The organism is Sporosarcina cyprini, assembly GCF_022048975.1.
Classification (GTDB): Bacteria; Bacillota; Bacilli; order Bacillales_A; family Planococcaceae; genus Sporosarcina; species Sporosarcina cyprini.
The window spans coordinates 203,953-229,590 of record NZ_JAKMHX010000023.1; the positions used below are offsets into that span (position 1 = coordinate 203,953).

21 protein-coding genes are annotated in these 25,638 nt (G+C 47.3%); 20 read left to right on the top strand and 1 reads right to left on the bottom strand.

The window, feature by feature from the left end; genetic code table 11:
- Nucleotide 1: 1 nt before the first annotated feature.
- The 16 genes from L7D49_RS09300 (at nt 2) to L7D49_RS09375 (ending at nt 18,017) form a co-directional block, all read left to right on the top strand.
- A complete protein-coding gene (locus L7D49_RS09300; protein ID WP_238080549.1) occupies nt 2–994 on the top strand; it encodes a GNAT family N-acetyltransferase in 993 nt (330 codons plus the stop codon).
- On the top strand, nt 948–2,024 hold the full coding sequence (locus L7D49_RS09305; protein ID WP_238080550.1) for a serine hydrolase domain-containing protein: 1,077 nt from the start codon (nt 948–950) through the stop codon (nt 2,022–2,024). The genes L7D49_RS09300 and L7D49_RS09305 overlap by 47 nt, the downstream gene beginning before the upstream one ends.
- Complete coding sequence (locus tag L7D49_RS09310) at nt 2,015–2,719, top strand: PIG-L deacetylase family protein (RefSeq protein WP_238080551.1); 705 nt, start codon at nt 2,015–2,017, stop codon at nt 2,717–2,719. The genes L7D49_RS09305 and L7D49_RS09310 overlap by 10 nt, the downstream gene beginning before the upstream one ends.
- A 12-nt stretch (nt 2,720–2,731) precedes the next feature.
- Nucleotides 2,732–4,297: a beta-N-acetylhexosaminidase gene (gene nagZ, locus L7D49_RS09315; protein WP_238080552.1), complete on the top strand. Its 1,566-nt coding sequence runs from the start codon at nt 2,732–2,734 to the stop codon at nt 4,295–4,297.
- A gap of 98 nt (nt 4,298–4,395) precedes the next feature.
- Complete coding sequence (locus tag L7D49_RS09320) at nt 4,396–5,553, top strand: anhydro-N-acetylmuramic acid kinase (RefSeq protein ID WP_238080553.1); 1,158 nt, start codon at nt 4,396–4,398, stop codon at nt 5,551–5,553.
- Nucleotides 5,554–5,597: 44 nt separating this feature from the next.
- The gene (locus tag L7D49_RS09325) at nt 5,598–6,926 is read left to right on the top strand and encodes an extracellular solute-binding protein (RefSeq protein ID WP_238080554.1); all 1,329 of its coding nucleotides are present in this window, start codon (nt 5,598–5,600) and stop codon (nt 6,924–6,926) included.
- A gap of 60 nt (nt 6,927–6,986) precedes the next feature.
- Complete coding sequence (locus L7D49_RS09330; protein ID WP_238080555.1) at nt 6,987–7,931, top strand: carbohydrate ABC transporter permease; 945 nt, start codon at nt 6,987–6,989, stop codon at nt 7,929–7,931.
- A 14-nt stretch (nt 7,932–7,945) separates the two neighbouring features.
- Nucleotides 7,946–8,917, top strand: a complete 972-nt coding sequence (locus tag L7D49_RS09335) for a carbohydrate ABC transporter permease (RefSeq protein ID WP_238080556.1) — start codon at nt 7,946–7,948, stop codon at nt 8,915–8,917.
- Entirely contained in the window at nt 8,914–10,074 is a 1,161-nt protein-coding gene (locus L7D49_RS09340; RefSeq protein ID WP_238080557.1) for an exo-beta-N-acetylmuramidase NamZ family protein, read from the top strand. The genes L7D49_RS09335 and L7D49_RS09340 overlap by 4 nt, the downstream gene beginning before the upstream one ends.
- Before the next feature lie 12 nt (nt 10,075–10,086).
- Nucleotides 10,087–11,004 (top strand): N-acetylmuramic acid 6-phosphate etherase, encoded by a 918-nt coding sequence (gene murQ / locus L7D49_RS09345; RefSeq protein WP_238080558.1) that lies wholly within the window; start codon nt 10,087–10,089, stop codon nt 11,002–11,004.
- Nucleotides 11,001–11,951: a GNAT family N-acetyltransferase gene (locus L7D49_RS09350; protein ID WP_238080559.1), complete on the top strand. Its 951-nt coding sequence runs from the start codon at nt 11,001–11,003 to the stop codon at nt 11,949–11,951. The genes murQ and L7D49_RS09350 overlap by 4 nt, the downstream gene beginning before the upstream one ends.
- Nucleotides 11,952–11,967: 16 nt before the next feature.
- Entirely contained in the window at nt 11,968–12,849 is an 882-nt protein-coding gene (locus L7D49_RS09355) for a MurR/RpiR family transcriptional regulator (RefSeq protein ID WP_336246383.1), read from the top strand.
- Between the two features lie 16 nt (nt 12,850–12,865).
- Nucleotides 12,866–14,065, top strand: coding sequence for an N-acetylglucosamine-6-phosphate deacetylase (gene nagA, locus L7D49_RS09360; protein WP_238080560.1), 1,200 nt, complete (start codon nt 12,866–12,868; stop codon nt 14,063–14,065).
- Entirely contained in the window at nt 14,025–14,747 is a 723-nt protein-coding gene (nagB, locus tag L7D49_RS09365; protein ID WP_238080561.1) for a glucosamine-6-phosphate deaminase, read from the top strand. The genes nagA and nagB overlap by 41 nt, the downstream gene beginning before the upstream one ends.
- The gene (locus tag L7D49_RS09370) at nt 14,748–15,842 is read left to right on the top strand and encodes an ABC transporter ATP-binding protein (protein WP_238080562.1); all 1,095 of its coding nucleotides are present in this window, start codon (nt 14,748–14,750) and stop codon (nt 15,840–15,842) included.
- A gap of 441 nt (nt 15,843–16,283) precedes the next feature.
- Nucleotides 16,284–18,017, top strand: a complete 1,734-nt coding sequence (locus L7D49_RS09375; protein ID WP_418895866.1) for an AAA family ATPase — start codon at nt 16,284–16,286, stop codon at nt 18,015–18,017.
- A gap of 70 nt (nt 18,018–18,087) precedes the next feature.
- Here L7D49_RS09375 and L7D49_RS09380 read toward each other — a convergent pair whose 3' ends face one another.
- A complete protein-coding gene (locus L7D49_RS09380) occupies nt 18,088–18,429 on the bottom strand; it encodes a hypothetical protein (protein WP_238080563.1) in 342 nt (113 codons plus the stop codon).
- Between the two features lie 361 nt (nt 18,430–18,790).
- Between L7D49_RS09380 and L7D49_RS09385 the strand changes: the two genes are divergently transcribed.
- The 4 genes from L7D49_RS09385 to sigI all read left to right on the top strand — a co-directional run bounded on the left by L7D49_RS09385 (nt 18,791) and on the right by sigI (nt 25,631).
- Nucleotides 18,791–23,320 carry an endonuclease gene (locus L7D49_RS09385; protein ID WP_238080564.1) on the top strand — a complete coding sequence of 1,510 codons (4,530 nt, stop codon included), beginning with the start codon at nt 18,791–18,793 and terminating at the stop codon, nt 23,318–23,320.
- 132 nt (nt 23,321–23,452) lie between these two features.
- Nucleotides 23,453–23,722: an excalibur calcium-binding domain-containing protein gene (locus L7D49_RS09390; protein ID WP_238080565.1), complete on the top strand. Its 270-nt coding sequence runs from the start codon at nt 23,453–23,455 to the stop codon at nt 23,720–23,722.
- A 215-nt stretch (nt 23,723–23,937) separates the two neighbouring features.
- A complete protein-coding gene (locus tag L7D49_RS09395; RefSeq protein WP_238080566.1) occupies nt 23,938–24,762 on the top strand; it encodes a hypothetical protein in 825 nt (274 codons plus the stop codon).
- A gap of 86 nt (nt 24,763–24,848) precedes the next feature.
- A complete protein-coding gene (gene sigI / locus L7D49_RS09400; protein ID WP_238080567.1) occupies nt 24,849–25,631 on the top strand; it encodes an RNA polymerase sigma-I factor in 783 nt (260 codons plus the stop codon).
- The last annotated feature ends 7 nt before the right edge of the window (nt 25,632–25,638 follow it).

Below are 25,638 nucleotides of genomic sequence, written 5' to 3' on the forward strand. Positions count from 1 at the left end.
CATGTTGTATATCGACGAAGTCAAACCGGAAAGAATCATCTCGTTATGGAATCGTTCAATTGGAGGACGCTTTCCGATGACAAATGAATTGTGGCAGCAAAATACGGTCGATGACAGGAGCGTCATGCGAGAAGCATCTTTGGCTGTCGTTGAGGGACAGGAATTACTCGGAATCATCGTCGCAAAACGTCCTGAAGAACATAACGAAATGGCAATGCAAAAGATGGGCTGGATCCAATGTTTGCTTGTAGATGAGAATGCCAGAAACAAGGGGATCGGCAATCGGCTTTTGGAGTGCGCGGAAGAAGCATTTCGCAAACAGGGGATAACAGATATCCGGCTAGGGCGGGATATGCGCCATTACTTTCCTGGTGTTCCGGCTGAGGATACAAGTGCCATTGATTGGTTTACAAAGAGGGGATATGTGTGTGAAACAGTAGAGACGGATTTGATTGCTCACGTGAAAGGGTGGGAGCCCTACGAACTCGAAAATGGGCTGCAGCACTTCCGATTGCTAACTGAAAAAGAATTGCCGCAGCTGCTGGAATTCTTGGAGCGTTCTTTCCCGGGACGGTGGCACGAAGAGGCGAAGAACTATGTGTTGCTGAACGGAACAGGCCGCGAGTTCATCGGTCTGTTCGAAAACGATCAGTTGCAAGGATTTTGCCGAATGAATGATGGGGCCTCCCCGCAAATCGGTCCGAATACATATTGGCGAAAATTGGTTCAAGGAGAATTAGGGGGCATTGGCCCGTTAGGCATTGACCGCTCTTTACGCGGGCGAGGATTTGGCCTGGATATTGTAAAAGCGGGGGCAAACGAGCTGATGAAGCGTGGCGTGAATTCAATTGTCATCGATTGGACGCAGCTTGTCTCATTTTATGAGAAATTGGGATTCACGCCGTGGAAACAATATCAAACGATGTCCAAACAACTGGAATCAGGAGGTGTTCATTCTGGAAAAAGTGTTGAATTTCCTGCAGAAAGAGATTGATGCAGGCGTGACGCCGGGTGCAGTCATCAGAGTTCGACATCAAGGCAGAATAGTACTCGACCAAGCGCTCGGCTATAACTGTTTGGAGCAAGGGAAGACAAAGATGTCGAGCCGGCATGTCTTTGATATGGCCTCGCTGACGAAGGTCATGGTCACATTGCCTGCCATGCTCCAATTGTTTGCATCGGGTGAACTGTATTTACATGATAAAGTATCCACCTTCCTTCCTGCTTTCGGAGTTAACGGAAAAGACCAGGTCACGGTAAAACAATTGCTGACTCATTCTTCCGGTTTGCCTGCCCACAAGCATTATTTTGAAGAAAAGATGACGAAGGAGGAAGTGCTGGCTTCCATTTCTGAGGAGAAATTAGCGTATAAGCCAGATACGGCAGTCGTCTATAGTGACCTTGGTTTCATTGTTCTGATGGAGCTGATCGAGCAGCTGTCGGGCCAAAGGATTGATGATTATGCGAAAGCACATATTTTCCGGCCGCTTGAGATGAATGACACGGGATACCTGCAGCAATATGAACGTGAGCGCTATGCGCCGACTGAGTTCATGGCCCACTTGAATGATCATAAGTATGGAATAGTCCATGACGACAATACGGAATTCATGGGGGGCATCAGCGGACACGCGGGACTGTTCTCCACGATGAACGATTTGGCCGTGTTTACCCAGATGCTTGAGTCAGGCGGTGAATATGGCGGTCGTCGAATTATTGACCGGAATTGGCTGGAAGTTTCGCGCCGGAACTACACACCATTCTCTGACGAAAGCAGAGGGATTGGCTGGCAATTAAAAGGGGAAGGCGCAAGCCCGGCAGGCGATTTGCTGTCAGTCGGTACGTATGGCCATACCGGTTTTACAGGAACTAGCTTCTATATTGATCCTGAGAAGGAGCTGACGGTCATGCTCCTGACGAACCGCGTTTATTTCGGGAGGCATCCTCATATGATACGACTTCGTCCGCGATTACATAATTTGATCGTCGCCCAATTAGATGAGGAGGGACTTACATGCGAATGATGATTGTCGGAGCTCATTGCGGAGATGGTGAGCTGCAGGCAGGAGCGATTGCGCATAAATACGCCAAAGCAGGCTGGCATGTTACGTTTCTGCATTTGACGGCAGGAGAAAAAGGAGCGCCAGCCCAGATGGATGTGAATGTCTACCGTGACCAGAAAATAAGGGAAGCGGAACAGGCGGCCGCCATATTAGGAGGCAACAGCATCACCCTTTCTCATCGTGATGCAGAGCTTACCTTTAATGAAGAGATTTGCAAGGAAGTGGCGGCTATCTTTCGGAGGGAGAAGCCTGAGTTTGTCATCACCCATTGGGAGAACAGTATGCATCCCGACCATGCGCTTTGCCAGCGGATCGTACAAGATGCGTGGTTAAAGGCCGCCCTTCCCGGGTTTGAGCTGGACGGACTGCCGCCTCATGGATTAAAGCGGGTGTTTCACAGTGAGAACTGGGAAGACATGGAGGGATATGAACCGGATATTTACGTAGACGTGAGCGAATCTTTCAAAGCTTATTTAGAAGCGATTTCCTGCTATGATTTCGTGATGAATTCTTCGAGCTTCCGCTACTATGATTATTACAAAGCGCTCGGAACCGTGCGGGGCTGCCTCGCCCGAGCAACGTATGCACAAACATTGAAAAATTCAAGAGGCCTTCATGTACGAAAAGAAGGAACGATTCCCGGGTTTCCGGTGTAAGGGGGAAGACAGATGAGTTTACAGAAAAAAGTCGGTCGATTGATGATTGCGGGATTTAAAGGAACCACGGTGTCTGAGGAGATTAAAAGCCTCATCCATGACTACCATATAGGCGGAATTATTTTATTCGGCCGAAACATCGGGACACCAGAAGAGATTGCCCGTTTGACGAGCGGTCTGCAAGCGGAGGCGAAAAAAGCGGGTTATTCGGTACCACTGTTGATCTGTATCGATCAAGAGAATGGCGTCGTACGAAGATTAGGTGAAGGTACGACCATTATCCCTGGAGCTATGCTGCTTGGCGCTACGCAAGATTCCGAGAATGCGAGTAAAGCAGGCGCTTTGACTGGGAAGGAATTGAAAGGGCTCGGCATCAATTGGAACTTGGCGCCTGTTGTGGATGTGAACAACAATCCGAAAAATCCGGTCATCGGTGTACGATCCTTCGGTGAAAATCCGAATCAAGTTGCAGAGATGGCAGAAAAGGCGATGGGCGGCATGCAAAGTGCGGGTGTCATGACGACGTTGAAGCATTTCCCTGGCCATGGGGATACAAATGTTGATTCCCATCTCGATCTGCCTGTCATTGCTCATGATTTGAAACGGCTGCATGAAGTGGAGCTCGTGCCATTCAAGCGCTGTATTCAAGCGGGTGCCGATGCGGTTATGAGTGCCCATGTTTATTTTCCGGCTTTGGAGTCTGAAGTGAATACACCGGCAACGTTATCTCGCCCTATTATTACCGGCTTGCTGCGGGAAGAGCTTGGGTTTCAAGGCGTGATCACAACGGATTGTATGGAAATGGATGCGATTGCAAAAGGGATTGGCACTGTGCAGGGCTGTGTGAAAGCCGTTCAGGCTGGAGTCGATTTTGTCATGGTATCCCATTTGTTCGATTTGCAGAAACAAGCGATCCTTGCAATGAAAGAAGCGGTCGAAAACGGGGAGATTTCGGAACAGCAAGTAGATGAATCGGTTGCAAGAATTGAAGAGCTTATTCGCCGTTATGCCTCATGGGAGGAAGCGGAAAGTCAGGTTGTCCCGGATTTTGTCGGTTCCGAAGCGCATAAGATGGAAATGCGAAAAATCTACGAGCGAGGGATTACCGAAGTGGGCGAGCACGGAAAAACGATTCAACCTGGGGATGGGGTTCTTCTTGTTTACCCAGCGAATGAATATGCGACGATGGTGGAAGATAAGCGTTACGCAACGGTGACGATGGCAGAAGAAATGCGAAAGGTGCATGAAAACGTAACCGACATGGAGCTGAAACCTGAGCGATTGGAGGGTCAGCTGGAGCAAGTCGGGCAGATGGCGAAAGACTATGACCATATTGTCGTGCTGACCTTGAATGCCATCCAGCATGATACTCAGCGACGGCTTGTAGAGAGCTTAATTGAGTCAGGAAAACCCGTGGATATCGTTGCAATCCGTTCGCCTTATGACCTGTCACTCTTCACAGGGGCGAATCGCATGATCTGTACTTATGAGTTTACAAAAACAGCATTTGAAGTCGTAGCAGCAGGATTAGTAGACGAGGTGCAATTCAAAGGGAAATTGCCGGTTTCATTATCTTGAAATAAATTTTTAAATTTAGAATTTAGTGTTGAAATTTAATTTCACAACAAGTAAAATGGTGGAAAGCGCTTTCATTGCTAGATTGGAAGGAAGGTGATGTGATTGTGCGAGTGTGTGGAATGATGTCAGGTACTTCTTTAGATGGTCTTGATTTAGCGATTGTCGATTTTACCATGCAGCCTGACCGTCTACATTTCGACGTGAAAAAGTTCGTGACAGTCCCTTATCCGGAGGAGCTCAGGCAGGAACTGCTCCGGTTGATGGATGCCCATGCACCTTTGAACCGCGTTTCTGCTATGAACATGTACTTAGGTGATCTGTATGCCAGATTGCTAGAAGAAGCACTGGATGATTCGGATATTCAGATGGAATCGATTGATTTGATCAGTTCACACGGCCAGACGATTTGGCATGAACCGTTTGTGGAAGGAGATGCGCCTTTTACGCATCCGAATACGATGCAAATCGGTGATATTGCCGTTCTGGCAGAGCGTACCGGCATTCCGGTCATCGGCGACTTCCGAACGCGGGATATGGCGGCAGGGGGGCAAGGTGCACCGCTCGTTCCTTTCGCGGATCACTACTTATTCCAATCTGATACGGAAGGCAGGGTGCTCGTTAACATCGGGGGCATCGCGAATATTACGGTGCTGCCTCCCGGGGATTCAGGACTGGATGTCATCGCGTATGATACAGGTCCTGGAAATATGATTATCGATTCGTTCGTATCGAAGCATTCTACCGGTTCCATGAGCTATGATGCCGATGGAGGAATTGCATCGAAAGGAACTGTCAATGAGCCATTCCTGCATCAGCTTCTCTCGGAACCTTATTTTTCGGCGCAACCACCGAAAAGCACGGGCCGGGAATTGTTTGGAGCTGCCTTTGCAGAACGCGTATGGACGGAAATGGAGCAACAAGGTATGGCGGATGAGGATAAAATTGCGACAGTTACGATGTTGACTGCGCATTCGCTTGCTGACGAAATTACCCGGCATCATGACAAATACCGGTTACAGACAGTCATCGTCAGTGGGGGAGGGGTGCATAATAAAACATTGCTAACCTTCTTAAAGGATCTTTTGCCGGAAGGACTGGAGGTCACGACCTCTGCCGAAGTGGGAATTGACCCGGACGCGAAGGAAGCATTCGTCTTTGCACTCCTTGGCTACCTAGGGTTTCAGCGATTGCCGAATTCCTTGCCGTCCGCAACAGGAGCAAAACGGCAGACGGTAATGGGGAAAATCGCTTATTAAGAAAAGGGAAATGTTGATTTATCAAACATCGGGGGGTTAATTGAATGAAAAAGATGTTAAAGAAGTCTGCACTCGCAGCAGCTTCCTTGGGCCTTGCTGCATCGGTTCTTGCCGGATGCAATGACAAGAAGGAAGCAGGCAACGCGGACGAATTCAAGGGAAAAATCACGATTTGGGATGGACCGAGATGGCCGGATGAAGAGGAAAATAAATTCCACTGGCTTGAAGCGAAGATTAAAGAGTATGAGGAAGCGCATGAAGGTGTGGAGATCGAACTTGTTCAAGTACCTTGGGCTGAGATGGGCGATAAGCTTGGTGTGGCAATTGCCGGGAAGGCCTGGCCGGACATCGCGCCGGTCGATATTAGCGGCAGCGCGGTAAGCATTGACCATATCGAGCAAGGCGTCATCGAATCGATGGATAACTACTTGGATAAGAAAGAAAAAGAGGATTTCTACGAAAACGCATTAGATGCCTATACGTATGATGGGAAACTATACGGAATTCCGAATAGTATTACGTTGCACTCGATGCTTTTGAACTTGGATCTGTTTGAGGAAGCAGGCGTGGAACCACCGAAAGACGGCAATTGGACGTATGATGAATTCCTTCAGGCTGCAGAGAAATTGACATTTGACCGGGATGGAGACGGCAAGATGGATGTATACGGCTTCTCGACGTATATCATGCCTGGCTATTATGAAGCGTGGCCGTTCTTCTATAAAAATGGCGGCTCACCGTTGAACGAAGACATGACCGAGTTCACTTTCGATTCACCGGAAGTCGTTAAGGCGATTCAAGATTTGGCTGATTTGAAATTAAAGCAAAAAGTTGCTCCGGAAACACTGGGCGGCAATGATGTCGGCGGAACATTTCAAGCGTGGGCGAACGAAGAGCAGCGGACTGTCGCAATGGAGCCGTGGGCAACATGGGCGATCGGTGCTGCACAAGGCGCGTACCCGACTAACTTTGCGGTAGCCAACTATCCGACAGGCGACTCGAAGGATCCTGTAACAATCGGCGGTGTCGGCGGCTGGGTTATGATGCATCAGGACGATGCGAATAAACGGGCAGCTGTTGCGGATTTCATGAAATTCATTTCAACTGCGGATGAGCAATATCACATGGCACAGCATTACGGTATCTTCCCGGCTCGTGTAAGTGCTGCGGAAATGGATCCGTTCAAGGATAACCCGCAGATGACAAGAGCAATGGAAATGTCCGATCAAGTCGTCATGCTGCCGCGCCATCCGGAGTGGAGAAAAATTGACGAAGCGATTCAAAATGAATTGCAACTGGTGTTCAATGGTGAAAAAACCGCTGAACAAGCGATGGCTGACGCTAAAAAAGCAGTCGATAAAATAATAAAGTGATCAAGCAAGCAGGCTATGCATCGCGTACGCCTGCTTCATCTTTAAGGAGGCGGAGTCTTCATGACGCAAATGCCGATGGGTGCTGTGCCCAAGAAAAAAGAAGAAAAGATGAAGCTGTTCAGAAAACCGAACAAAAACCTCTTCCGGCAAATGAAGAAAAATTATAGCGCGTACCTTTTCTTATTGCCAAAGCTCATTTTATTCACCCTCTTCGTTGCTATTCCAGTCGTTTGGGCTTTTATTCTATCGTTCCAAAAGTATAAAGTGTTCGGCAGCGAGTTTATCGGACTCAAGAATTACATAGAAGTGTTCCAAAGTGATGCGTTTTGGATCGCACTGAAAAATACACTCCTGTTTACAGTTGTTACCGTGCCATTCGGTGTGATCAGTGCACTCGTTCTTTCGACGCTTATCTTTGAACTGGGCAAACTATCTCAAAGTCTTTTCCGATCCGCATTTTATTTGCCGACGGTCACTTCCATGGTCATCATCGCGATGGTCTGGAGATGGATGTACAATTACGATTTTGGTCTGTTCAACTATGTACTTGGATGGTTTGGCGTCGGTCCGGTCAACTGGCTGGGCCAATCAAACACTGCTCTCTGGGCGCTCATCATTATGCAATGCCTTATCCCGTTCGGGGTCGGCATCATCATGTACTTGGCATCCATGGGGTCCATATCCCAATCTCTCTATGAGGCGGCGAGAATGGATGGAGCAAGCAAGTTCAAACAATGGATCCATATAACGATCCCTTTATTGAAGCCAACGACTTTGTATTTAGTGCTTCTCAGTACAATTGGTTCCTTCCAAGTTTTCACCCAAATTATTATGATGACGGGCGGGGGACCAGGAAGTGCGACGGAAACACTCGTGCATCTCATCTATAAAACTGGATTCCGCGATTTTGATTTCGGATTGGCTGGTGCCCAGTCAGTCGTATTGTTTGTCATCATCCTCATCTTTTCTGTCATCCAGTTCCGGATGCTTCGTCATGATGAGTGATTGGAGGATGGAAAATGAAGAAAAAACCACTTGATCGTTTAAATAAATTTATCATCTTTGCCCTGCTCTCTATATTTGCAGTCGTTTCTCTGCTTCCGCTGTATTGGGTGTTCTCGACTTCACTCCAATTGAGCAGCTATCAGTCCATGGAGATGGAACGGCCAGTTTCCTATGTGGATTCCAATCCGCCGAAAATGTATCCGATGGGCATCCCGCTGTATTTCGAGCATTGGAAAGGCGAGCGGGAAGCGAAAAAAGCTGGAGATGGGGAGCTTGAAGCATACCATAAGGCGCAGATGGATCATATCGTCTCGAATACATTTGGCAGCTTTAAATCGCTGTTCAAAAAACATGATGTCGGAAAATGGTTCTTCAACAGCTTATATATTGCAGTTGTCGTTACCGTCGGCATCCTGCTCATCGACTCCATGGCGGGATATGTACTGGCAAAAAAGCGGTTCCCCGGCAGGAACCTGATCTTCTGGATTATCATTTCGACGATGATGATTCCGGGGCAAGTCACGCTTGTGCCATTGTTCATCATGGTCGGGAATTTGAACTTGATGGATACGCACTGGGCTCTCATTCTGCCTGATTTGTCAATGGTATTTGGAGTATTCCTTATGAGACAGTTCATGTATTCCATTCCAGATGAATTGCTGGAAGCCGCTAAAATGGACGGTGCAAGTGAGTGGAGGACGTTTTGGACAGTTGTTCTGCCTCTTGCCAAACCGGGATTGGCAGCGCTCGGCATCTTTACATTTATGAACGTGTGGAACTCTTTCCTCTGGCCGATTATCGTCCTGAACACAGCGGAGCTGTACACATTGCCAGTGGGATTGAAAACATTGCAAGACGCCAACTTGGCGAGTTTTAAATTATTGATGAGCGGCGCTGCGGTTGCTGCAATCCCGATGATCATCGTGTTCATCCTGTTCCAGCGATACTTCGTCCAAGGATTAACACTTGGCGGAGTCAAAGAATGATGTTCGTCAAACTTGGGATTGACGTGTTCCTCGAGACACAAGTTGAAGAAGTTCGCGGCAAACGAATCGGGCTCTTGACGAATCAAACCGGAGTTAGTGCCTCGCTTGATTCGACAATCCGACTTTTTCACGAACATCCGGACATCCATCTCACCGCTTTATTCGCGCCTGAACATGGGCTGCTGACGAATAAGAAAGAAGGAGAGAAATTCGGAGACAGCCGTCATCCAAAGGCAGGCGTGCCGGTCTTCAGCCTGTATGGTGAAACGAAAAGGCCAACGGATGAGATGATGGAGAAGGTTGATGTCGTCGTGATGGATATTCAAGATATCGGCGCCCGTTACTATACGTATATATACACCATGGCTTACATGATGGAAGCTTGTGCGCGGAAAGGCAAGCGTATGATTGTGTTGGACCGCCCAAACCCGATTGGCGGCACTGCCGTGGTAGGAAACAGGATTGCGCCTGATTTTACGTCGTTCGTCGGATTGTATCCGATTCCGAACCGGCACGGCATGACGATCGGGGAACTGGCGTCCTACTTTAATGAGGCGTTTGCGATCAAATGTCCACTAACTGTTGTGGAGATGCAAGGGTGGAAGCGTGACAATCTACTGCCAGACTTGAACTTGCCGTGGGTACCGCCGTCTCCTAATGTCACATCCCTTGATATGATGCTGCTCTATCCTGGAACTTGCTTGCTCGAAGGGCTGAATCTTTCGGAAGGGCGAGGGACGACGCAGCCTTTTGAAATTCTGGGGGCTCCATTTATTGACGGAGAGCGGCTACAGGATGCGGTGAATGAACTGGGCCTGAAGCATGTGAAAGCACGGTCGACTGTTTTCACTCCGACGTATCAAAAGTATGCCGGAGAAATGTGCCAAGGCATCCAGCTGCATGTGCTGGACAGAAGAAAAATCGAGCCTGTCAGGACGATGGTGCAAGTTCTTGATGTGTTGTTCAAATTGTACCCATACGATATTTCGTTTTTGGAATATGGTTCATTAAAACATCCAATGTTTGATTTGCTGGCAGGCAGTTCCACGTTGCGAAACGGATTGAGAATTGGGGACCCAGTGGGATATATCGAAGAATGTGTGGAAGGAACAAAGGAATTTGTAGCGGACAGAGAACGATACTTACGTTATAGATAGGAAGGCGGAGCGATGGAAAAGATATCGAAACTGATCACTGAAGAGAGTAATCCGAAGACGGTGGACCTGGATGAGATGTCGATCCGGGAAATGATTACAGTCATGAATGAAGAGGATATGACAATTGCTTTAGCTGTCCAGCAAGTGCTGCCAGAAATAGAACAGGCGATTGAACAAGTGGTTGCCGCTTTCAAGAATGGTGGAAGGCTCATTTATATCGGAGCAGGAACGAGTGGCAGGATCGGTGTCATGGATGCAGTTGAATGCCCGCCAACCTTCAGCACACCGCCAGAATTGGTGCAAGCCGTACTGGCAGGCGGTCCTGGTGCGATGTACCATGCAGTGGAAGGCGCGGAAGACGATGAGTCACTCGGCGCGGCGGATTTGAGGGAGCTGAATCTTGCAGAAAATGACGTCGTGATTGGCATCGCTGCAAGCGGCAGGACGCCTTATGTAAAAGGCGCCCTGGCATTCGCCCAATCTATTGGTGCAGCAACAGTCAGTCTGACGGGCAACGCCAATTCCGCCATCAGCGCACATGCGGATGTGAAAATTGAAGTGATCACGGGTCCCGAAGTCGTGGCCGGGTCAACAAGGCTCCGTGCAGCAACAGCCCATAAAATGGTGTTGAATATGATCTCGACAACCGCCATGATGAAAATCGGGAAAATCTACAAAAATCTAATGGTTGATTTGCATGCGAGCAATTTCAAATTAAAAGAACGTGCGAAACAAATGGTGTGCACGATTACAGAAGCTCCGTATGAGCTGGCAGAAACAACACTTGAAACGACAAATTATAATGTCAAACAGGCGATTGTCATGATTCTCGCGGGTGTCTCGGAGTCGGAGGCTCTGGAATTGATTGACCGGTCGGAAGGCTTTGTGAAAAGAGCAGTCGCTTTGGCATCAGCAGGTGAAACCCGATGACAGTCTTTCGCACATTTACGAGCGGTGATGAGAGGGATATCGTCTCTTTATGGAATGAAGTCCTGGCCTTCGACCCGATTACGTTGAAACGTTTTCGGAATCAAGTGTTGCTTGATGCGAATTTTGATCCGGACGGATTGATTATCGCGGAACAGAATGGAGAGATGGCCGGGGCGCTTCTTGCCATTCGACGAAGGTTGCCGATGAGCGGAATAGATTTGGAAAAGGGGACCGGCTGGATTACGTTCTTTATGGTAAAACCAGATGCCCAAAGGGAAGGAATCGGCCATGGCATGATGGACCAAGCGCTTCGATTCCTAAAGAAACAGGGAGTGGATAAAGTCTTTTTCTCTTCCTACGCACCCAATTATTTTCTCCCAGGCATTGATCGGGCTCATTATGCTTCGGGTTATGAGTTTCTCATGAAGGAAGGCTTTCGCCGCCTTTATTCGCCAGTTGCCATGCATCGAAGCTTGGCGGAATACTCATATCCCGAAGAGGTCAAAGGGCTGAAGGAGATTCGCGAGAAGGAAGGCTACTCTTTCGAGAAAGTTGGCGACGGGGATTTGTACGGCTTGATCCGTTTTGCAAATGAAGCCTTTAATCCGGACTGGGGACGCGCCATTCGGGAAGGGCTGCTGCAAGGGATTGATTCATCGCAAATCATGATTGCGAAAAAGAAAGACGAAATTGTCGGCTTCGCGATGTTTGGCGGGTATGAGATGATTCGGGAGCGGTTCGGGCCATTTGGCGTCAGTGAAACGGAACAAGGCAAAGGACTTGGAAAAATCCTATTGCATGAGATATTGTTTTCAATGAAGCAATTGACTATTCAAGGGGCTTGGTTCCTATGGACAAGTGAAACGAGTGCAGCAGGGCACTTATATAGAAAGAATGGATTTACCACATACAGAACCTTTGAAGTGATGATGAAAGAGTTGACTTGATCGAAAAGGCAGGCTGATGGAGATGGCACAAACGAGTGGCGGATTAGTATTAGTTAAAGAGATGAGGGAAACCCTCCCGCCGTCCGAGCAGAAAATAGCGGATTATATTCTGGAAAACCCGCAAGATATCGTGTCCATGACCGTCACGGAGTTGGGAGAAGTGTCACAGACAAGCGGAGCTGCGGTCACAAGGCTGTGTAAATCGTTGAGGCTGAAAGGTTTTCAAGACTTGAAACTGCGGATCAACGGGGATCTTGGACGGAAGCTGGAAATAACAAATCGTGATATCCAGCCGAATGAACCGGTGGAAGCGCTGATGCAAAAAGTGACTGATCATGCGGTACACACGCTTCTGGAAACCGTGGAGCTGCTCGACAGCGAGCAACTGGAACGGGCGGTAGAAGCGATTGTTCAGGGGAAGAACATTCACTTTTTCGGTGTGGGGGCTTCAGGCATTCCGGCACTAGACGCCCAGCAGAAGTTCCTTCGCATCCATAAACCGTCGACAGCGAGCACCGATCTGCATATGGGCGCCACGATCATGGCGAACGTCAGCGAGGAAGACGTGGTGGTCGGCATCTCGTTTTCCGGCGCCACCTTCGAAGTGGAAAAAATCATGGAGCTGGCCAGCCTAAACGGCGCGACCACGATCAGCATAACAAAATATGGACAGACGCCTATCTCGGAAATAAGCGATATACAGTTATATACGTCGCCTACCCGTGAAGCGAATTTCCGAAGCGGTGCAACATCTTCCCGGCTTGCCCAGCTTCACGTCATCGATATGTTATTCATGTCTGTCGCCTCCAGGCAGTTTGATACGACCATCACTTATTTGGATGCGACCCGTGAGGCAATTGAGGAGATCCAAAGCCAGACATTTCGCCGGAAAAAGTAGGAAAGGGTGAGGGGCAATGTCTGAAAAGCTCATTACGAATGTAAAGATGGTACATCCGGATGGGCGTATGCTAGAAGGAAACATCCAAATGGAAGGATGTCGAATCGCTAACGTTCAATCCGATTCTGTTGAAGGTTTTACGGGCACTATTTTTAACGGCCAAGGCTTACTGGCATTACCGGGTTTCATTGACATCCATATCCACGGGGCGGACGGTTCAGATTTTATGGACGGAACGAAGCAATCGTATGCGAATATCTCGAATGCCCTGCCGCGTGAAGGGACGACAGCATTCCTGGCGACGACGATGACACAATCACCAGAAGCAATCCGGCTGGCAGTTGATTGCGGCAAGCATTTCATGGAAGAGCAACATCCAGATGGGGCAGAAATGCTCGGCTTTCATTTGGAAGGACCTTTCATTAATTTAGAACAAGCTGGCGCGCAGCCGGCCGATTACATAAGGCTGCCTTCCATGGAAATGCTGGAACAATGGTTTGGCCACGATTTGGGCGGACTGTCGGTCGTTACGTTGGCGCCTGAGCTAGATGAGGATTTCCAGGTCACCAGGCAATTGGCGTCGCGAAATGTTCTTGTATCTGCAGGGCATACAAACGCTGATTTCATGACGATCAATGAAGCGGCTTGCCACGGGCTTTCTCATTTGACTCATTTCGGCAATGCGATGAAGGGATTGCATCATCGTGAAATTGGAACAGTCGGTGCGGGCATGCTGATCGATGATTTATTTTGCGAATTGATTGCGGACGGCATCCATCTTTCGGAAGATATGATCAGACTGATGATCAAAACAATCGGTCCCGGACGGATGATACTTATCACTGATTCCATGCGGGCTAAGGGATTGACAGATGGCGTCTACACGCTTGGCGGCCAGGAAGTGACGGTAAAAGGCAGCCGGGCGACACTCAAGGACGGTACATTAGCGGGCAGCGTGCTTAAAATGAACGACGCGTTGAAACGTCTGCAAGGGATTGGCACTGTAACAATGCCGGAACTCATCGCATTATCCTCTGCCAATGCGGCGAGACGGCTTGGTGTCTATGATCGCAAGGGAAGCCTTACGGAGGGGAAGGATGCAGACATCGTATTGCTAGATGAGGAATTTAATGTTGTGGCCACATTCTGCAGGGGGAGGATGGTGTACATAAACCGTGCGTTGGATCAAAGTGAAAGATTACGAGGAATTGAGTGAAAAGGCAGCGGAGATTCTGATGAAGCAACTTGAGAGCAAGCCGGACAGCGTGATTGGGCTTGCTACAGGGGGCACGCCGATTGGCATGTATAGGCAATTGGTCAGCCGCTTTAAGCGAGAGGAAATTTCATTCGCCCGCGTGACGGCGTTCAATCTGGATGAATACATCGGGCTTGGGAAGGAGCAGCCTGAGAGTTTTTATTCCTACATGGAACACCATTTCTTCGGTCATGTCGATATACCGGTGGCCAGCCGGCACATCCCGGATGGCATGGCGGAAAATTTGGAGGGAGCATGTGAAGCGTACGAGTCGTCCATTGAGGCGAGCGGCGGGATCGATCTACAAGTCGTCGGCATCGGTCAAAATGGTCATATCGGTTTCAATGAACCCGGAACCTCTTTCCAGTCACGGACGCATGTGACGGAATTGTCCGCCTCCACTCGGCGGGCAAATGCCAAGTATTTTGACGTTAAAGAAATGCCGGAACAGGCAATTACAATGGGGCTGCAAACAATCATGAAGGCCCGAAGCATTGTCTTGCTGGCATACGGCCACGAAAAAAGGGACGCGCTGGCCCAGCTGCGTACAGGTAAAATAACAGGATCATTTCCCGCCAGCTGTCTGCATGAACACCCAAATGTGACAGTGCTATACGGGGAGGAAAGCGAGGGGGAAGGTTAAATGGCTGAAATGAAATTAGTCAACTTGACGAAGGAGTACGAAAAAGGCGTCATCGCCGTCAAAGACTTTAATTTGCATATAGAAGATAAGGAATTCATCGTGTTCGTCGGTCCTTCCGGCTGTGGAAAATCAACAACCTTACGAATGATTGCCGGTTTGGAAGACATATCGGACGGCCATTTTGAAATTGATGGCAAACGTATGAACGATGTGCCGCCAAAAAACCGAGACATCGCGATGGTATTCCAAAACTACGCGCTATATCCGCATATGACGGTCTATGAAAATATGGCGTTCAGCTTAAAACTGCGGAAAGTGTCTAAAAAAGAGATTGAGGAACGTGTTCAAGAGGCTGCTAAAATCTTAGGATTGGAAGACTATTTATCACGTAAGCCGAAAGCGTTGTCGGGCGGACAGCGTCAACGGGTAGCGTTAGGGCGCGCAATTGTCCGGGATGCCAAAATTTTTCTAATGGATGAACCTCTTTCGAATTTGGATGCGAAGCTTCGCGTGCAAATGCGTTCCGAAATTCAAAAGCTGCACAGACGGCTTCAAACGACAACGATTTACGTGACCCATGACCAGACAGAAGCGATGACGATGGCGACACGCCTCGTTGTTATGAAAGATGGGTTTATTCAGCAAGTTGGAACCCCAAAAGAAGTGTATGATAACCCGGTAAACGTCTTTGTCGGCGGCTTCATCGGCTCACCCGCTATGAACTTTTTCCCGGGGAAGTTAACAGAAACTGGTTTTGTAATTGGCAACACGACCGTTACGGTTCCAAGTGTGGAACGTGCCAGGTTAGCAGAGAAAGGGTATGTAGGGAAAGAATTAATTCTCGGCGTACGCCCTGAAGATATTTACACAGATCCACAAGCGATCGAGTCCAATGCACAGTCGAAGTTTGAGGCGACAATCGAAGTGGCTGAATTGATGGGAGCGGAAACGTATTTGTATTCCAATTTGAATGGTGCTGACTTTATTGCGCGCATTGAAGCGGACACAGCCATCAAGCCGCTGGAAACTGTAACGCTTGCATTTGATATGAATAAAGCTCATTTCTTTGATTCTTCGACGGAAGAGAGAATATGAACAAAGGGTTGCCCCGGAAAATCGGAGCAACCCTTTTATTATAGTAACTTTTCAAGTTTTCGTTTCAGTAATTCTCATTGAATTCTCTTGCCGCGGTCAATGTTCCACTGGGTGTCTTCTAACCTAAGCAACGCAAGCCCTTCCTTCTCATGCGTCCTTGCGACCCTATAGCCGCGCCAGTGTGAATAAGTATCCTCAAAAACAGTACGTAGAATGCCATGTAAACTAAAAAGCCACTACTTGAATAAGAAATTAATAATACCATGTAGTGCAAAGAAAGTCAATATTTTATTGGCGAAGACAGGCTTGCTAACATACTAATACTAGTAGGATAGCGACCAAGCGTAATAAATTTGTCAATGATTCTCCAATCATAGAACTGTTAAAATGAATTTTTTTCTTATATAATAAGTCTATCTTTCTAAAGGAGTTGGGGATGGCTTGAAGCCTAATCTAAAATTTGCAACAAAGATTGTCGTCCTGGTCCTCTTCGTCATGGGTGTAGTTGTCAGTGTCGGATGGTATGTCTCTGGTGCAAATAAAGGTGTTCAGGTGTCGTTTTCCGAAATGGAGAAAACGATTCAAGAACATAAGGGTGAGCCACTCAAGCTTAAAGAAAAATCGGATGGTACGTTGTATTTGGAAAACGGGGACACGGTCTATGTAACGCAAGTCCGTCCCTCAGGCCAGCTGGCAGAACAGCTCGTTGAGAAATACAATCTTGCCTATAAATATGTGGATAATGGTCAATACGGCGGACTTATCATTGCCGGGATCATTCTCCTTTCTTTTATTACGCTGCTCATTCTTCACAAAAAAGGGAAAATCGGCGTCGGTCTTTCTTCTATGAAAAATGGAGCATCGAAAGCGACTCCGCTGCCTAATGTGACTTTGAGTGATATTGGCGGCCTTCCGGAAGAAATGAAGGAAGAGATCCACCAAACCTTATCGATTATTAAGGATCCGAAAAAAGCAGCGCAAATCGGCATTAAAGCGCCAAAAGGGATTCTATTATACGGGCCTCCCGGAACAGGGAAAACGCTTCTTGCCCAAGCAATTGCCCAGGAAATAGGCGCAACGTTCTTCTCTTCCAGCGGCTCTGCCTTTACAGAACTATATGTAGGTGTCGGGGCTTCCCGTGTACGCACCTTGTTCGAAAATGCCCGCAAGCAACGTCCAGCAGTCATCTTCATCGATGAGGTCGATGCGCTGGCAGGAAAACGGAAAGAGCACGGCGGGGAAGAATCTGAGAAGACGTTAACGGAATTGCTTGTCCAATTAGATGGCGGAAAAGATAACGAAGACATTCTTTTCATTGCCGCGACGAACCGGAAAGATATGCTGGATGATGCATTTCTACGTCCGGGTCGTATCGATTATACGTTCAATGTTCCGCTTCCGGATACAAGCGGACGCCGGGAGATCATCGATATCCATACAAAAGGGCGTCTATTGTCTGAAGAAGTGTACGCATCACTCGATGTGCTGGCAGAAAGCACATCCGGTTTCTCCGGCGCGGAATTGAGTTCATTGTTTGAAACCGCCAGTAAGCGCGCGATCCGTGACGGCCGCGACCAAATCGGAAAAGGCGACTTGGACTTCGCAATTGACCGGACGATTTTAGGAAGCACATCTCGTGCGTTAAACGATCCTGAAACGAAACGCCGTGTCGCGATTCATGAATCAGGGCATGCACTCGTTGCAGCCTTGACGAAACCGGGATCAGTCCGAAAAGCGACAATCATTCCGCGAGGCCAGGCACTTGGTTATGTGGCGCCAATTCAGAAGGAACTCCACTTGCAGACGGCGAGTGAGCTGATGGATCAAGTGAGCATGATTTTGGCCGGCGGTGTCGCAGAACGGATTTATCTCGGCGAGCATAGCATCGGTGTCAGCGGTGACGTACAACAAGCCAAAGATATCATCGAGCGCATGGTCGACACCGGCTTGTTCCAAGACAGTTTCACCCTCACCTTCAACAAAGGCGAGAAAGAAGAGAAAATGCAAAAAATCTTTGGAGAAGCCTTACGCAAAACCGAAATGCTCATTAAAGAATACGCCCCACAATTTGAACACCTGGTCGACGTGCTTTACCATAAGGAAACACTCGACGGCGCAGAAGTCCAAGGAATTGTCGAAGGCGCCGGCGTCGAGCAAGCGTTGATTGTATATTAATGAAACCGAAAGCCATCCTCCGTGGGGGATGGTTTTTTAATTTGGAGTGATCGCCCGAATGGGGTGAAGGTTATTCTACGCGGGGCGAACGCCAGTATATGAGGTTGAACGCCAGAAACGCGAGTTGAACGCCAATAACGCGAGCTGAACGCCAGAAACCCGGGTTGAACGCCAGAAACGCGAGTTGAACGCCAGAAACCCGGGTTGAACGCCAGAAACGCGAGTTGAACGCCAGAAACGCGAGCTGCACACCAATAACTCGGGTTGAACGCCAATAACTCGAGCTGAACGCCAATAACTCGAGTTGAACGCCAATAAGTCGAGCTGAACGCCAATAACTCGAGTCGAACGCCAATAACTCATGTTGAACGCCAATAACTCGAGTCGAACGCCAATAAGGCAAATCGAACATCAATAAATTCCAAGCGCCGCTTGCAACTCAACAGTTTAATAAAGTCATACTTCTTCTGCAGTCCCTCAAGCCCGGGTATGCTGTCCGTCTTCAATCAATCCACAAAAAATCAAGCAAGAATCATACATCTATAACTTTCCTCACATTACCAAATCGGACGAAACTCACTTAATTTCCAATGAAATATATGTCAAATGATATAGATAAAATCTTTAAAATCTTACAAAAAGTCGCATAGAAACGCTCTCGAGGCAATGGTACGATGAGTATGAAGTCTTGCAGAATATGAATCTGGCAAGGGAAAGGGAGCGATTTTTCCAATTGTACCGTGGAATACTAACTTTGAGAGGAGAACGGTTACATGAAAAGTAGGAAATGGAAAAAAGGGTTGAACGGCTTGCTATCGGTTGGGTTGATTGCAAGTTTGATCGTTCCAACTTTTCCGGCTGTTGTACGATCGGCTACAATAGCGGAAGATTTGATTATTTCGGAGTATGTGGAAGGAAGCAGTTTTAATAAAGCCATTGAGCTATATAACGGGACAGGCGCTCCGGTCAATCTTGGCGAGTACACCTTGGAGCTGTATGCGAATGGGGCAACGGCGCCTTCAGCTACGCTCACATTGTCGGGAACTTTAGCCGAAGATGACACGTATGTCCTGACGCATCGGGATGCGGTGGCAGAGTTAAAAGCAAAAGGGGATTTTGAAAATACGAGCGTCATTAATTTTAATGGGGATGACGCGCTTGTTTTGAAGCATAAAGGAACTATCATTGATTCGTTCGGACAAGTCGGGGTACGCAGCAACTGGGGAACTGACGTGACGCTTGTGCGGAAATCTTCCGTGACGGAAGGGGACCGTGTTATCAATGATTCATTCAACCGTGATGATGAGTGGGTTGTTTATCCGAAAGATACATTTGAATATCTTGGTCAGCATGAAATGGATGGAGGCGGTACTCCTGGAGAACCGGGTGATCCTGAAGATCCAGCTGGAACTGTAACCATTGCTGAAGCGCGCAATATGGCTGTTGGGGAAACCGTGACGATCAAGGGAGTCGTAGCAGCTACCCTCAAAAATACGATTTCCGTCCAAGATGAAACAGGCGGGATCGCAGTCAGGCCGACATCACTTGCAGCAACGGTTGGAGATGAAGTCGTCTTGACCGGAACGCTTGCAGATTATCGTGGACTGCTCCAATTGGACAAGGCAACCCTTGTCGAGAAAAAGGAACAAGTCGGCGCTCCTGCACCTAAAGTCATTACGGGTGCGGATGTAAACGAAGCCAATGAATCTCAGCTTGTTACGGTGCATAACGTCATTCTTTCCGACGTGCAGGCAGGTAGCGGATGGGCGAATTACTTGGCAACAGATGGAACGGAATTCATTGTTCGTGATGAAACAGCTGCACTCGGACTTGCAGTTGGAACGACGTATGATTCCATTACAGGTATCGTTCAGCAGTTTGACAACGACTATCAACTAATTCCGCGTTCCGCGCAAGATATCGTAGTCGACAGCTCCATTGTCCAGCCGGTTATCGCAACGCCTGGAAGTGGAACGTATGTCGGGGGCACAAAGGTATCGCTGTCGACACAGACAGCTGATGCGGACATCCTCTATACATTGGATGGAACGAACCCAATTGCAAATGGCGCCACATATGCGGAGCCAATTGACATTCAAGAATCAACAACTATCCAGGCGGTCGTTCGAACAAATGACGGTCGCTACAGCGATGTAAAAACATTCACTTACACGATTACTGAAAGCTTGAAAATCCATGACATCCAAGGGGATGGCCATGTATCGCCTTTCAATAATCAAGTAGTTGAAGGCGTTGAAGGGATTGTGACGTACAAGTACGAACTGAACGGTTCGACGTATTACCATATCCAAACGCCTGACGATCAACGTGATGGTGATTTGAATACTTCGGAAGCGATTGTTCTCTATAGCGGAAAAGACAAATGGAAACTAGCTATCGGTGATTTGGTGTCTGTATCAGGTCAAGTAAGCGAATATGCGATTGATGGATACGCGGACAGACAAGAAACTGATTTGAAAACGACACAGATCAATGTTCGGGATGACCGTGGCGGCAAGGTGACGATCCTTAAACGCAATGTTCCACTGCCTACCCCGTTTGTCATCGATGAAACAAAATTGCCGGCATCGCATATTGCAAGCCCGAACTTTGCGGAATTCGATCCGACTAAATATGCGGCAGATTTCTGGGAAAGCCGTGAAGCGATGCTCGTGGAAGTCGGGACTGTGAAGGCAGTCGGGCCACAGCAGCATGGCGATCTTGTAACAGTATTTGAAAATGTTCCGACTGAGACGATTATGGGCGGAATTCTTCTGAAGGAAAACGATGAAAACGCGGATCGCGTCCAATTCAGGTTAGAGCCGAACGGACCGGCACGCGAGTTTGAAGTAGCGACAGGCGACCGATTCGAAGGTCCAATCACAGGGGTCGTCGGCTATTCATTCCAAAACTATAAGATTTACACGTCATTAGATACGATGAGAGCGGCCCATCGCAAAGGGAACGCAACACCTGAAAAGACGACGATTGTGAAAGCGGATGACAAGCTGACAATCGCTTCGTATAACTTAGAGAACTTCTCTAACAACCGGAAAACGACATCCGATGACAAAGCAAGAAAACTGGCAAGAGCTTTCGCATCCGACATGCAGAGCCCTGATATCGTCGGTATAACCGAGGTGCAAGACAATAACGGACCAGATGCAGGCGATTCACGTGCCAATGAAAGCTACGAGCGTCTCATCCAAGCGATTGTCGATGCAGGCGGTGTGCGGTATGAATATGTCAATATCGATCCGGTCAATAATGCAGACGGCGGTCAGCCGAATGCCAACATCCGTGTCGGATTCTTGTACAATCCGGCCCGTGTCTCATTGACGGAAGGCAGCCCAGCAGGTGATGCAACGACTGCCGTTGGCTATGAAAACGGAAAATTAACATTGAACCCTGGACGTATTGATCCGAACAATGAAGCATTCGTGAGCAGCCGAAAGCCGCTTGCGGCACAGTTCGACTTCCAAGGGGAGTCTATTGTCGTCATTGCGAACCACTGGAATTCAAAGAATGGGGATACACCGGCATTTGGTGCAATTCAGCCACCGGTTCTTGGCAGTGAAGTACAGCGGAAGAAAATCGCGAAAATCGTCTATGATTTCATCGGAGAAATCAAAAACGCAAATCCGGATGCGTATGTCGTATCCCTAGGAGATTTTAACGATTTCCAATTCTCTCAAGCGATCAAAATCCATGAGGGCGAGTTAATGACGGATATGATCAACCGGGTAGAAGAATCCGATCGTTACTCCTATGTCTACCAAGGAAATTCACAAGTGCTCGACCATATTCTAGTTTCAAATAACCTGGCGGATCAGACGGAAATTGATATGTTGCATATCAATGCTGATTTCACAGACATGGCAGGACGTGCGAGCGACCATGATCCGGTCATGGTACAAATCGAGTTTAAAGCTCCAGTTATTTGGGAACCGGTTCCGATTAAGAAAGTGTATACATTAGTGAATGAGCATAAAAAGCAGATCGTTGTAGCAGAACCAAGTGTCTCCGTTTCAATGGATGCGGCATCTTCTCTAAAGGAAGGCCTTTATTTAAAAGGGGATTATGTAGAGTTGACGGGAGATGGCTTCAAGACGAATCGCGTCATTCTACAGCCAAAGAAAAAAGGCTTGATCGTAGATATGAAAGGCACCGAAATGGGGCATGTCATTGTTGAAGGATCGAATCCTCTAGAAGTCAGAGGAGCGGAGAATATCCGGAAAATCGACTTTGTAAAAGGTGCAGATCCATCAAAAGTTGTTTTCTACAACTCAAAAGGCAAGCGGATTCAGGTACCGGCTGTCAATCAAGCACCCGTTGTGACGAAGCCGATTGCCAATAAAAATGTGAAAGTCGGAGAGACGATTACCATCAATCTCTCCGAGCATTTCTCTGACCCGGATGGCGACAAATTAAGTTATTCAGCGACAAAGGGAACAGTCGATCTAGGAAAAGGAACTTTGACGCTTTCTCTTGAAAAAGGGGATCATATAGTCGGTGTCACAGCGACGGATGGAGAAAAGACAGTCACTGCAAGCTTTACAGTAGTCGTAACGGAAGAAGAAGCAACTCCTGAAAATGACTATTATAAAAATGCTGTTGGAAAAGAAGGGCAGGCATTGAAGACAGCCCTTCATGATATCATCGCGGATCATCGGAAACTGACATATACCCAAGTGTGGGATGCATTGAAACAGACAGATGAAGATCCGTCCAATCCAAACAATGTCATTTTGCTCTACTCCGGCGAATCACGCTCGAAAGATCGGAATGGAGGTAATGTCGGCGACTGGAACCGAGAGCATGTCTGGGCGAAGTCACACGGCAACTTTGGAACATCAGTCGGTCCGGGAACAGATATTCATCACTTACGTCCAACAGATGTCCAAGTGAATAGCTCGCGTGGAAATCTAGACTTTGACAATGGAGGAAGCCCGGTAAGCGGGTGTAACGGCTGTTACAAGACAGCGAACTCCTTTGAGCCGCCAGATCGGGTGAAGGGCGACGTGGCGAGAATGCTGTTTTACATGGCGACACGCTATGAAGCGGGCGACCGAGTCGATCTTGAGCTGAATGAACGTTTAGGAAACGGAAGCGCGCCATATCACGGCAAGCTGTCAGTTCTTCTTGAATGGCATAAGCAGGATCCGGTCGATGCCTTTGAACGCAATCGGAATGAAGTCATCTTTTCCATCCAAGGCAACCGAAATCCTTTTATCGACCATCCGGAATGGGTAGAGTCCATTTGGGGAAAAACAAGCACAGAAGACTTACGGAAAGCTTCATAAAAAACGAAAAAACCAGAGATGCTTATTCTCTGGTTTTTTTATGTAATAAATAAAAGATTTCTAGACAAAATAGTAAATCGGGAGTATTCTATTAGCAGTATATGGAACTTGATTGAAAGGAAGATGAATACATTGAAGAAATGGATCACCGCATTATTTGCACTGCTAATCGCACTCACATTTTCAGTCAGCTCTGCACCAGTCGAAGCGAAAGGCGAAAAAGTAGTAGCCTATAAAAACTGCACCGAGCTGAACAAGGTTTACAAAGGCGGCGTTGCCCAATCTGCGAACGTGAAAAATAAAGGCGGCAAAACGAAGTATACGCCCTTTGTATCGAAAGAGCTCTATAATAAAAATACCAAGCTGGATCGTGATAAAGATTTAATTGCTTGCGAGAAATAAGGCAGACAATGGATTTAATAATAAACCGGCTGTGAAAGAGGGACTATCCTTCATTCGCAGCCGGTTTTGCTTATTAACACCCTAATTTATAGTACGAATTTACCTTTTACATAAATAAGTTCAATTTATAGCTGAATGACCCCCAGAAAATCAAACTATAGTTCGAACAACTAGTTGTCAGCAAAGACAAAAACGTAAAAAAGGATGATGAGAATATGAAAAAGAAATGGAAGAAATCCGGAGTAGCACTATTAATTGCAGGTTTGACAGTATCAGGGACAGGCTATGTATGGGCGAATGCTGAGGAAGTAATCGATCTTAGCAATCTGAATAAAAAAGCGGATGAAGCAGCAGCTACTACAGCAGAAGAGACAGAGGCTCCAAAATTCGAAACATCAGAAAGTACTGAGGTGCCAGCAGTTTCGAATGAGTCCAAAGATGACAATGAAGAAAAAGCAGAGGGCCAGGAAAAGGAAGATCAGGCTGAAGAAAAATTGCCAGCAATTCCGGAGGGCTATACTGCAGGCAACCTGGCAGCACTAGCAAAAGCTTATGACAAAGTGGAAAATCCAAACGCCAAAGCATCTATTAAACGCAACTACGAACGCGCTTTAGAAAAGTGGGAAGCGAAACAATCAAAAGAATCGACTGTAAAGGCAGACAATAAAGCGGAGCAAACGACAGAAAACAAAGCATCCGAGTCTTCAATCGAGGAAAAAGATGAAAACGTAGTTGCAGAACCAGTAGTAAATCAAGAAGTAAAAACAAAAGCACAAACAAACATGGAATTAAAGACAGAGCGTAAAGCTTTAAAAGTAAAACAAAAAGAAGAACTGCGTGTGCAAAAGCAAAAGCAAAAAGAGGAATTCCACGCTCTTAAAGCGGCTCAGAAAGAAGTGCGGACCGAGTTGAAAGCGAAAGAGAAAGCAGCTCGAGCAGAGTTAAAAACTACTGAAAAAGAACTGCGTGCCGAAGTGAAGGTAGAGCGTAAAGCAGAAAAAGCCAAAAAGCAAGTTGAGAAAAAAGAGAACCACAAGTAAAAATTACCAGGCAAAACATCTTTTCAATACCCGGTGCACCCATTACAATCATAAGCAATCGGGTTTAGTGGGAACGGAGGGTATGTATGTTCTTGTCATTAATTCAAGGAATGTTTCATAGCAGAAAAACAGACCATACATTACACGAACTAGTATGCAAGGCGAAAAGAGGGGATGAGGAGGTCATGAACGACCTCCTCTCCACCTATACGCCATTCATGAAAAAAACAGCTTCCTTCATTTGCAACCGTCGTATTGATGAACATGATGATGAATTTAGCATAGCAATGAATGCATTCTATGAAGCAATAGTAAAGTTTGAAACGGCACATTACGCTTCTCTGACAACATTTGCGTATTTGATTATCAAGAGAAGACTCATTGACTTCATTCGAAAAGAAACGGCAAATAGCACTCCCGTCCTTCTTGTGGATGCAAACAAGGAGGCGGATTTAAATATAGATGATCAACATCCTGTTTTCACTAAGGTTTCCATGCATCAATATACAGAAGATTATCAAGCCAAAGAAAGAAAAGACGAGATACATCGATATAATGAATTGCTTTCAACATACGGATTATCGTTCGGTGAATTAAGCCGAACATCACCAAAGCATGCGGATACTAGAAGAACAGCCATCCAGATTGCTCAAATCATAGCTGAAACGCCCACTCTTTTCGATTTCATGGACCACAAGAAGCAGTTACCGATAAAAGAGCTGGAGAGTCTAGTGGATGTATCCAGAAAAACAATTGAGCGGCATAGGAAATATATTATGGCTATCGTTCTGCTATTGAAGGGCGATTTTATATACATACAGGATTACATTAAAGGGGACGTCATATCATGCGTACAAATAGAGGCATAGTTTGCGA

Excerpts from the sequence above, each read along its gene's own strand:
- L7D49_RS09340 (WP_238080557.1), top strand. The coding sequence starts at position 8,914 with ATGATGTTCGTCAAACTTGGGATTGACGTGTTCCTCGAGACACAAGTT.
- L7D49_RS09325 (WP_238080554.1), top strand. The coding sequence starts at position 5,598 with ATGAAAAAGATGTTAAAGAAGTCTGCACTCGCAGCAGCTTCCTTGGGC.
- L7D49_RS09370 (WP_238080562.1), top strand. The coding sequence starts at position 14,748 with ATGGCTGAAATGAAATTAGTCAACTTGACGAAGGAGTACGAAAAAGGC.
- murQ (WP_238080558.1), top strand. The coding sequence starts at position 10,087 with ATGGAAAAGATATCGAAACTGATCACTGAAGAGAGTAATCCGAAGACG.
- L7D49_RS09350 (WP_238080559.1), top strand. The coding sequence starts at position 11,001 with ATGACAGTCTTTCGCACATTTACGAGCGGTGATGAGAGGGATATCGTC.
- L7D49_RS09355 (WP_336246383.1), top strand. The coding sequence starts at position 11,968 with ATGGAGATGGCACAAACGAGTGGCGGATTAGTATTAGTTAAAGAGATG.
- L7D49_RS09335 (WP_238080556.1), top strand. The coding sequence starts at position 7,946 with ATGAAGAAAAAACCACTTGATCGTTTAAATAAATTTATCATCTTTGCC.
- L7D49_RS09330 (WP_238080555.1), top strand. The coding sequence starts at position 6,987 with ATGACGCAAATGCCGATGGGTGCTGTGCCCAAGAAAAAAGAAGAAAAG.
- L7D49_RS09395 (WP_238080566.1), top strand. The coding sequence starts at position 23,938 with ATGAAAAAGAAATGGAAGAAATCCGGAGTAGCACTATTAATTGCAGGT.
- L7D49_RS09310 (WP_238080551.1), top strand. The coding sequence starts at position 2,015 with ATGCGAATGATGATTGTCGGAGCTCATTGCGGAGATGGTGAGCTGCAG.
- L7D49_RS09385 (WP_238080564.1), top strand. The coding sequence starts at position 18,791 with ATGAAAAGTAGGAAATGGAAAAAAGGGTTGAACGGCTTGCTATCGGTT.
- nagZ (WP_238080552.1), top strand. The coding sequence starts at position 2,732 with ATGAGTTTACAGAAAAAAGTCGGTCGATTGATGATTGCGGGATTTAAA.
- nagA (WP_238080560.1), top strand. The coding sequence starts at position 12,866 with ATGTCTGAAAAGCTCATTACGAATGTAAAGATGGTACATCCGGATGGG.
- L7D49_RS09300 (WP_238080549.1), top strand. The coding sequence starts at position 2 with ATGTTGTATATCGACGAAGTCAAACCGGAAAGAATCATCTCGTTATGG.
- L7D49_RS09380 (WP_238080563.1), bottom strand. The coding sequence starts at position 18,429 with ATGTTCGATTTGCCTTATTGGCGTTCGACTCGAGTTATTGGCGTTCAA.
- sigI (WP_238080567.1), top strand. The coding sequence starts at position 24,849 with ATGTTCTTGTCATTAATTCAAGGAATGTTTCATAGCAGAAAAACAGAC.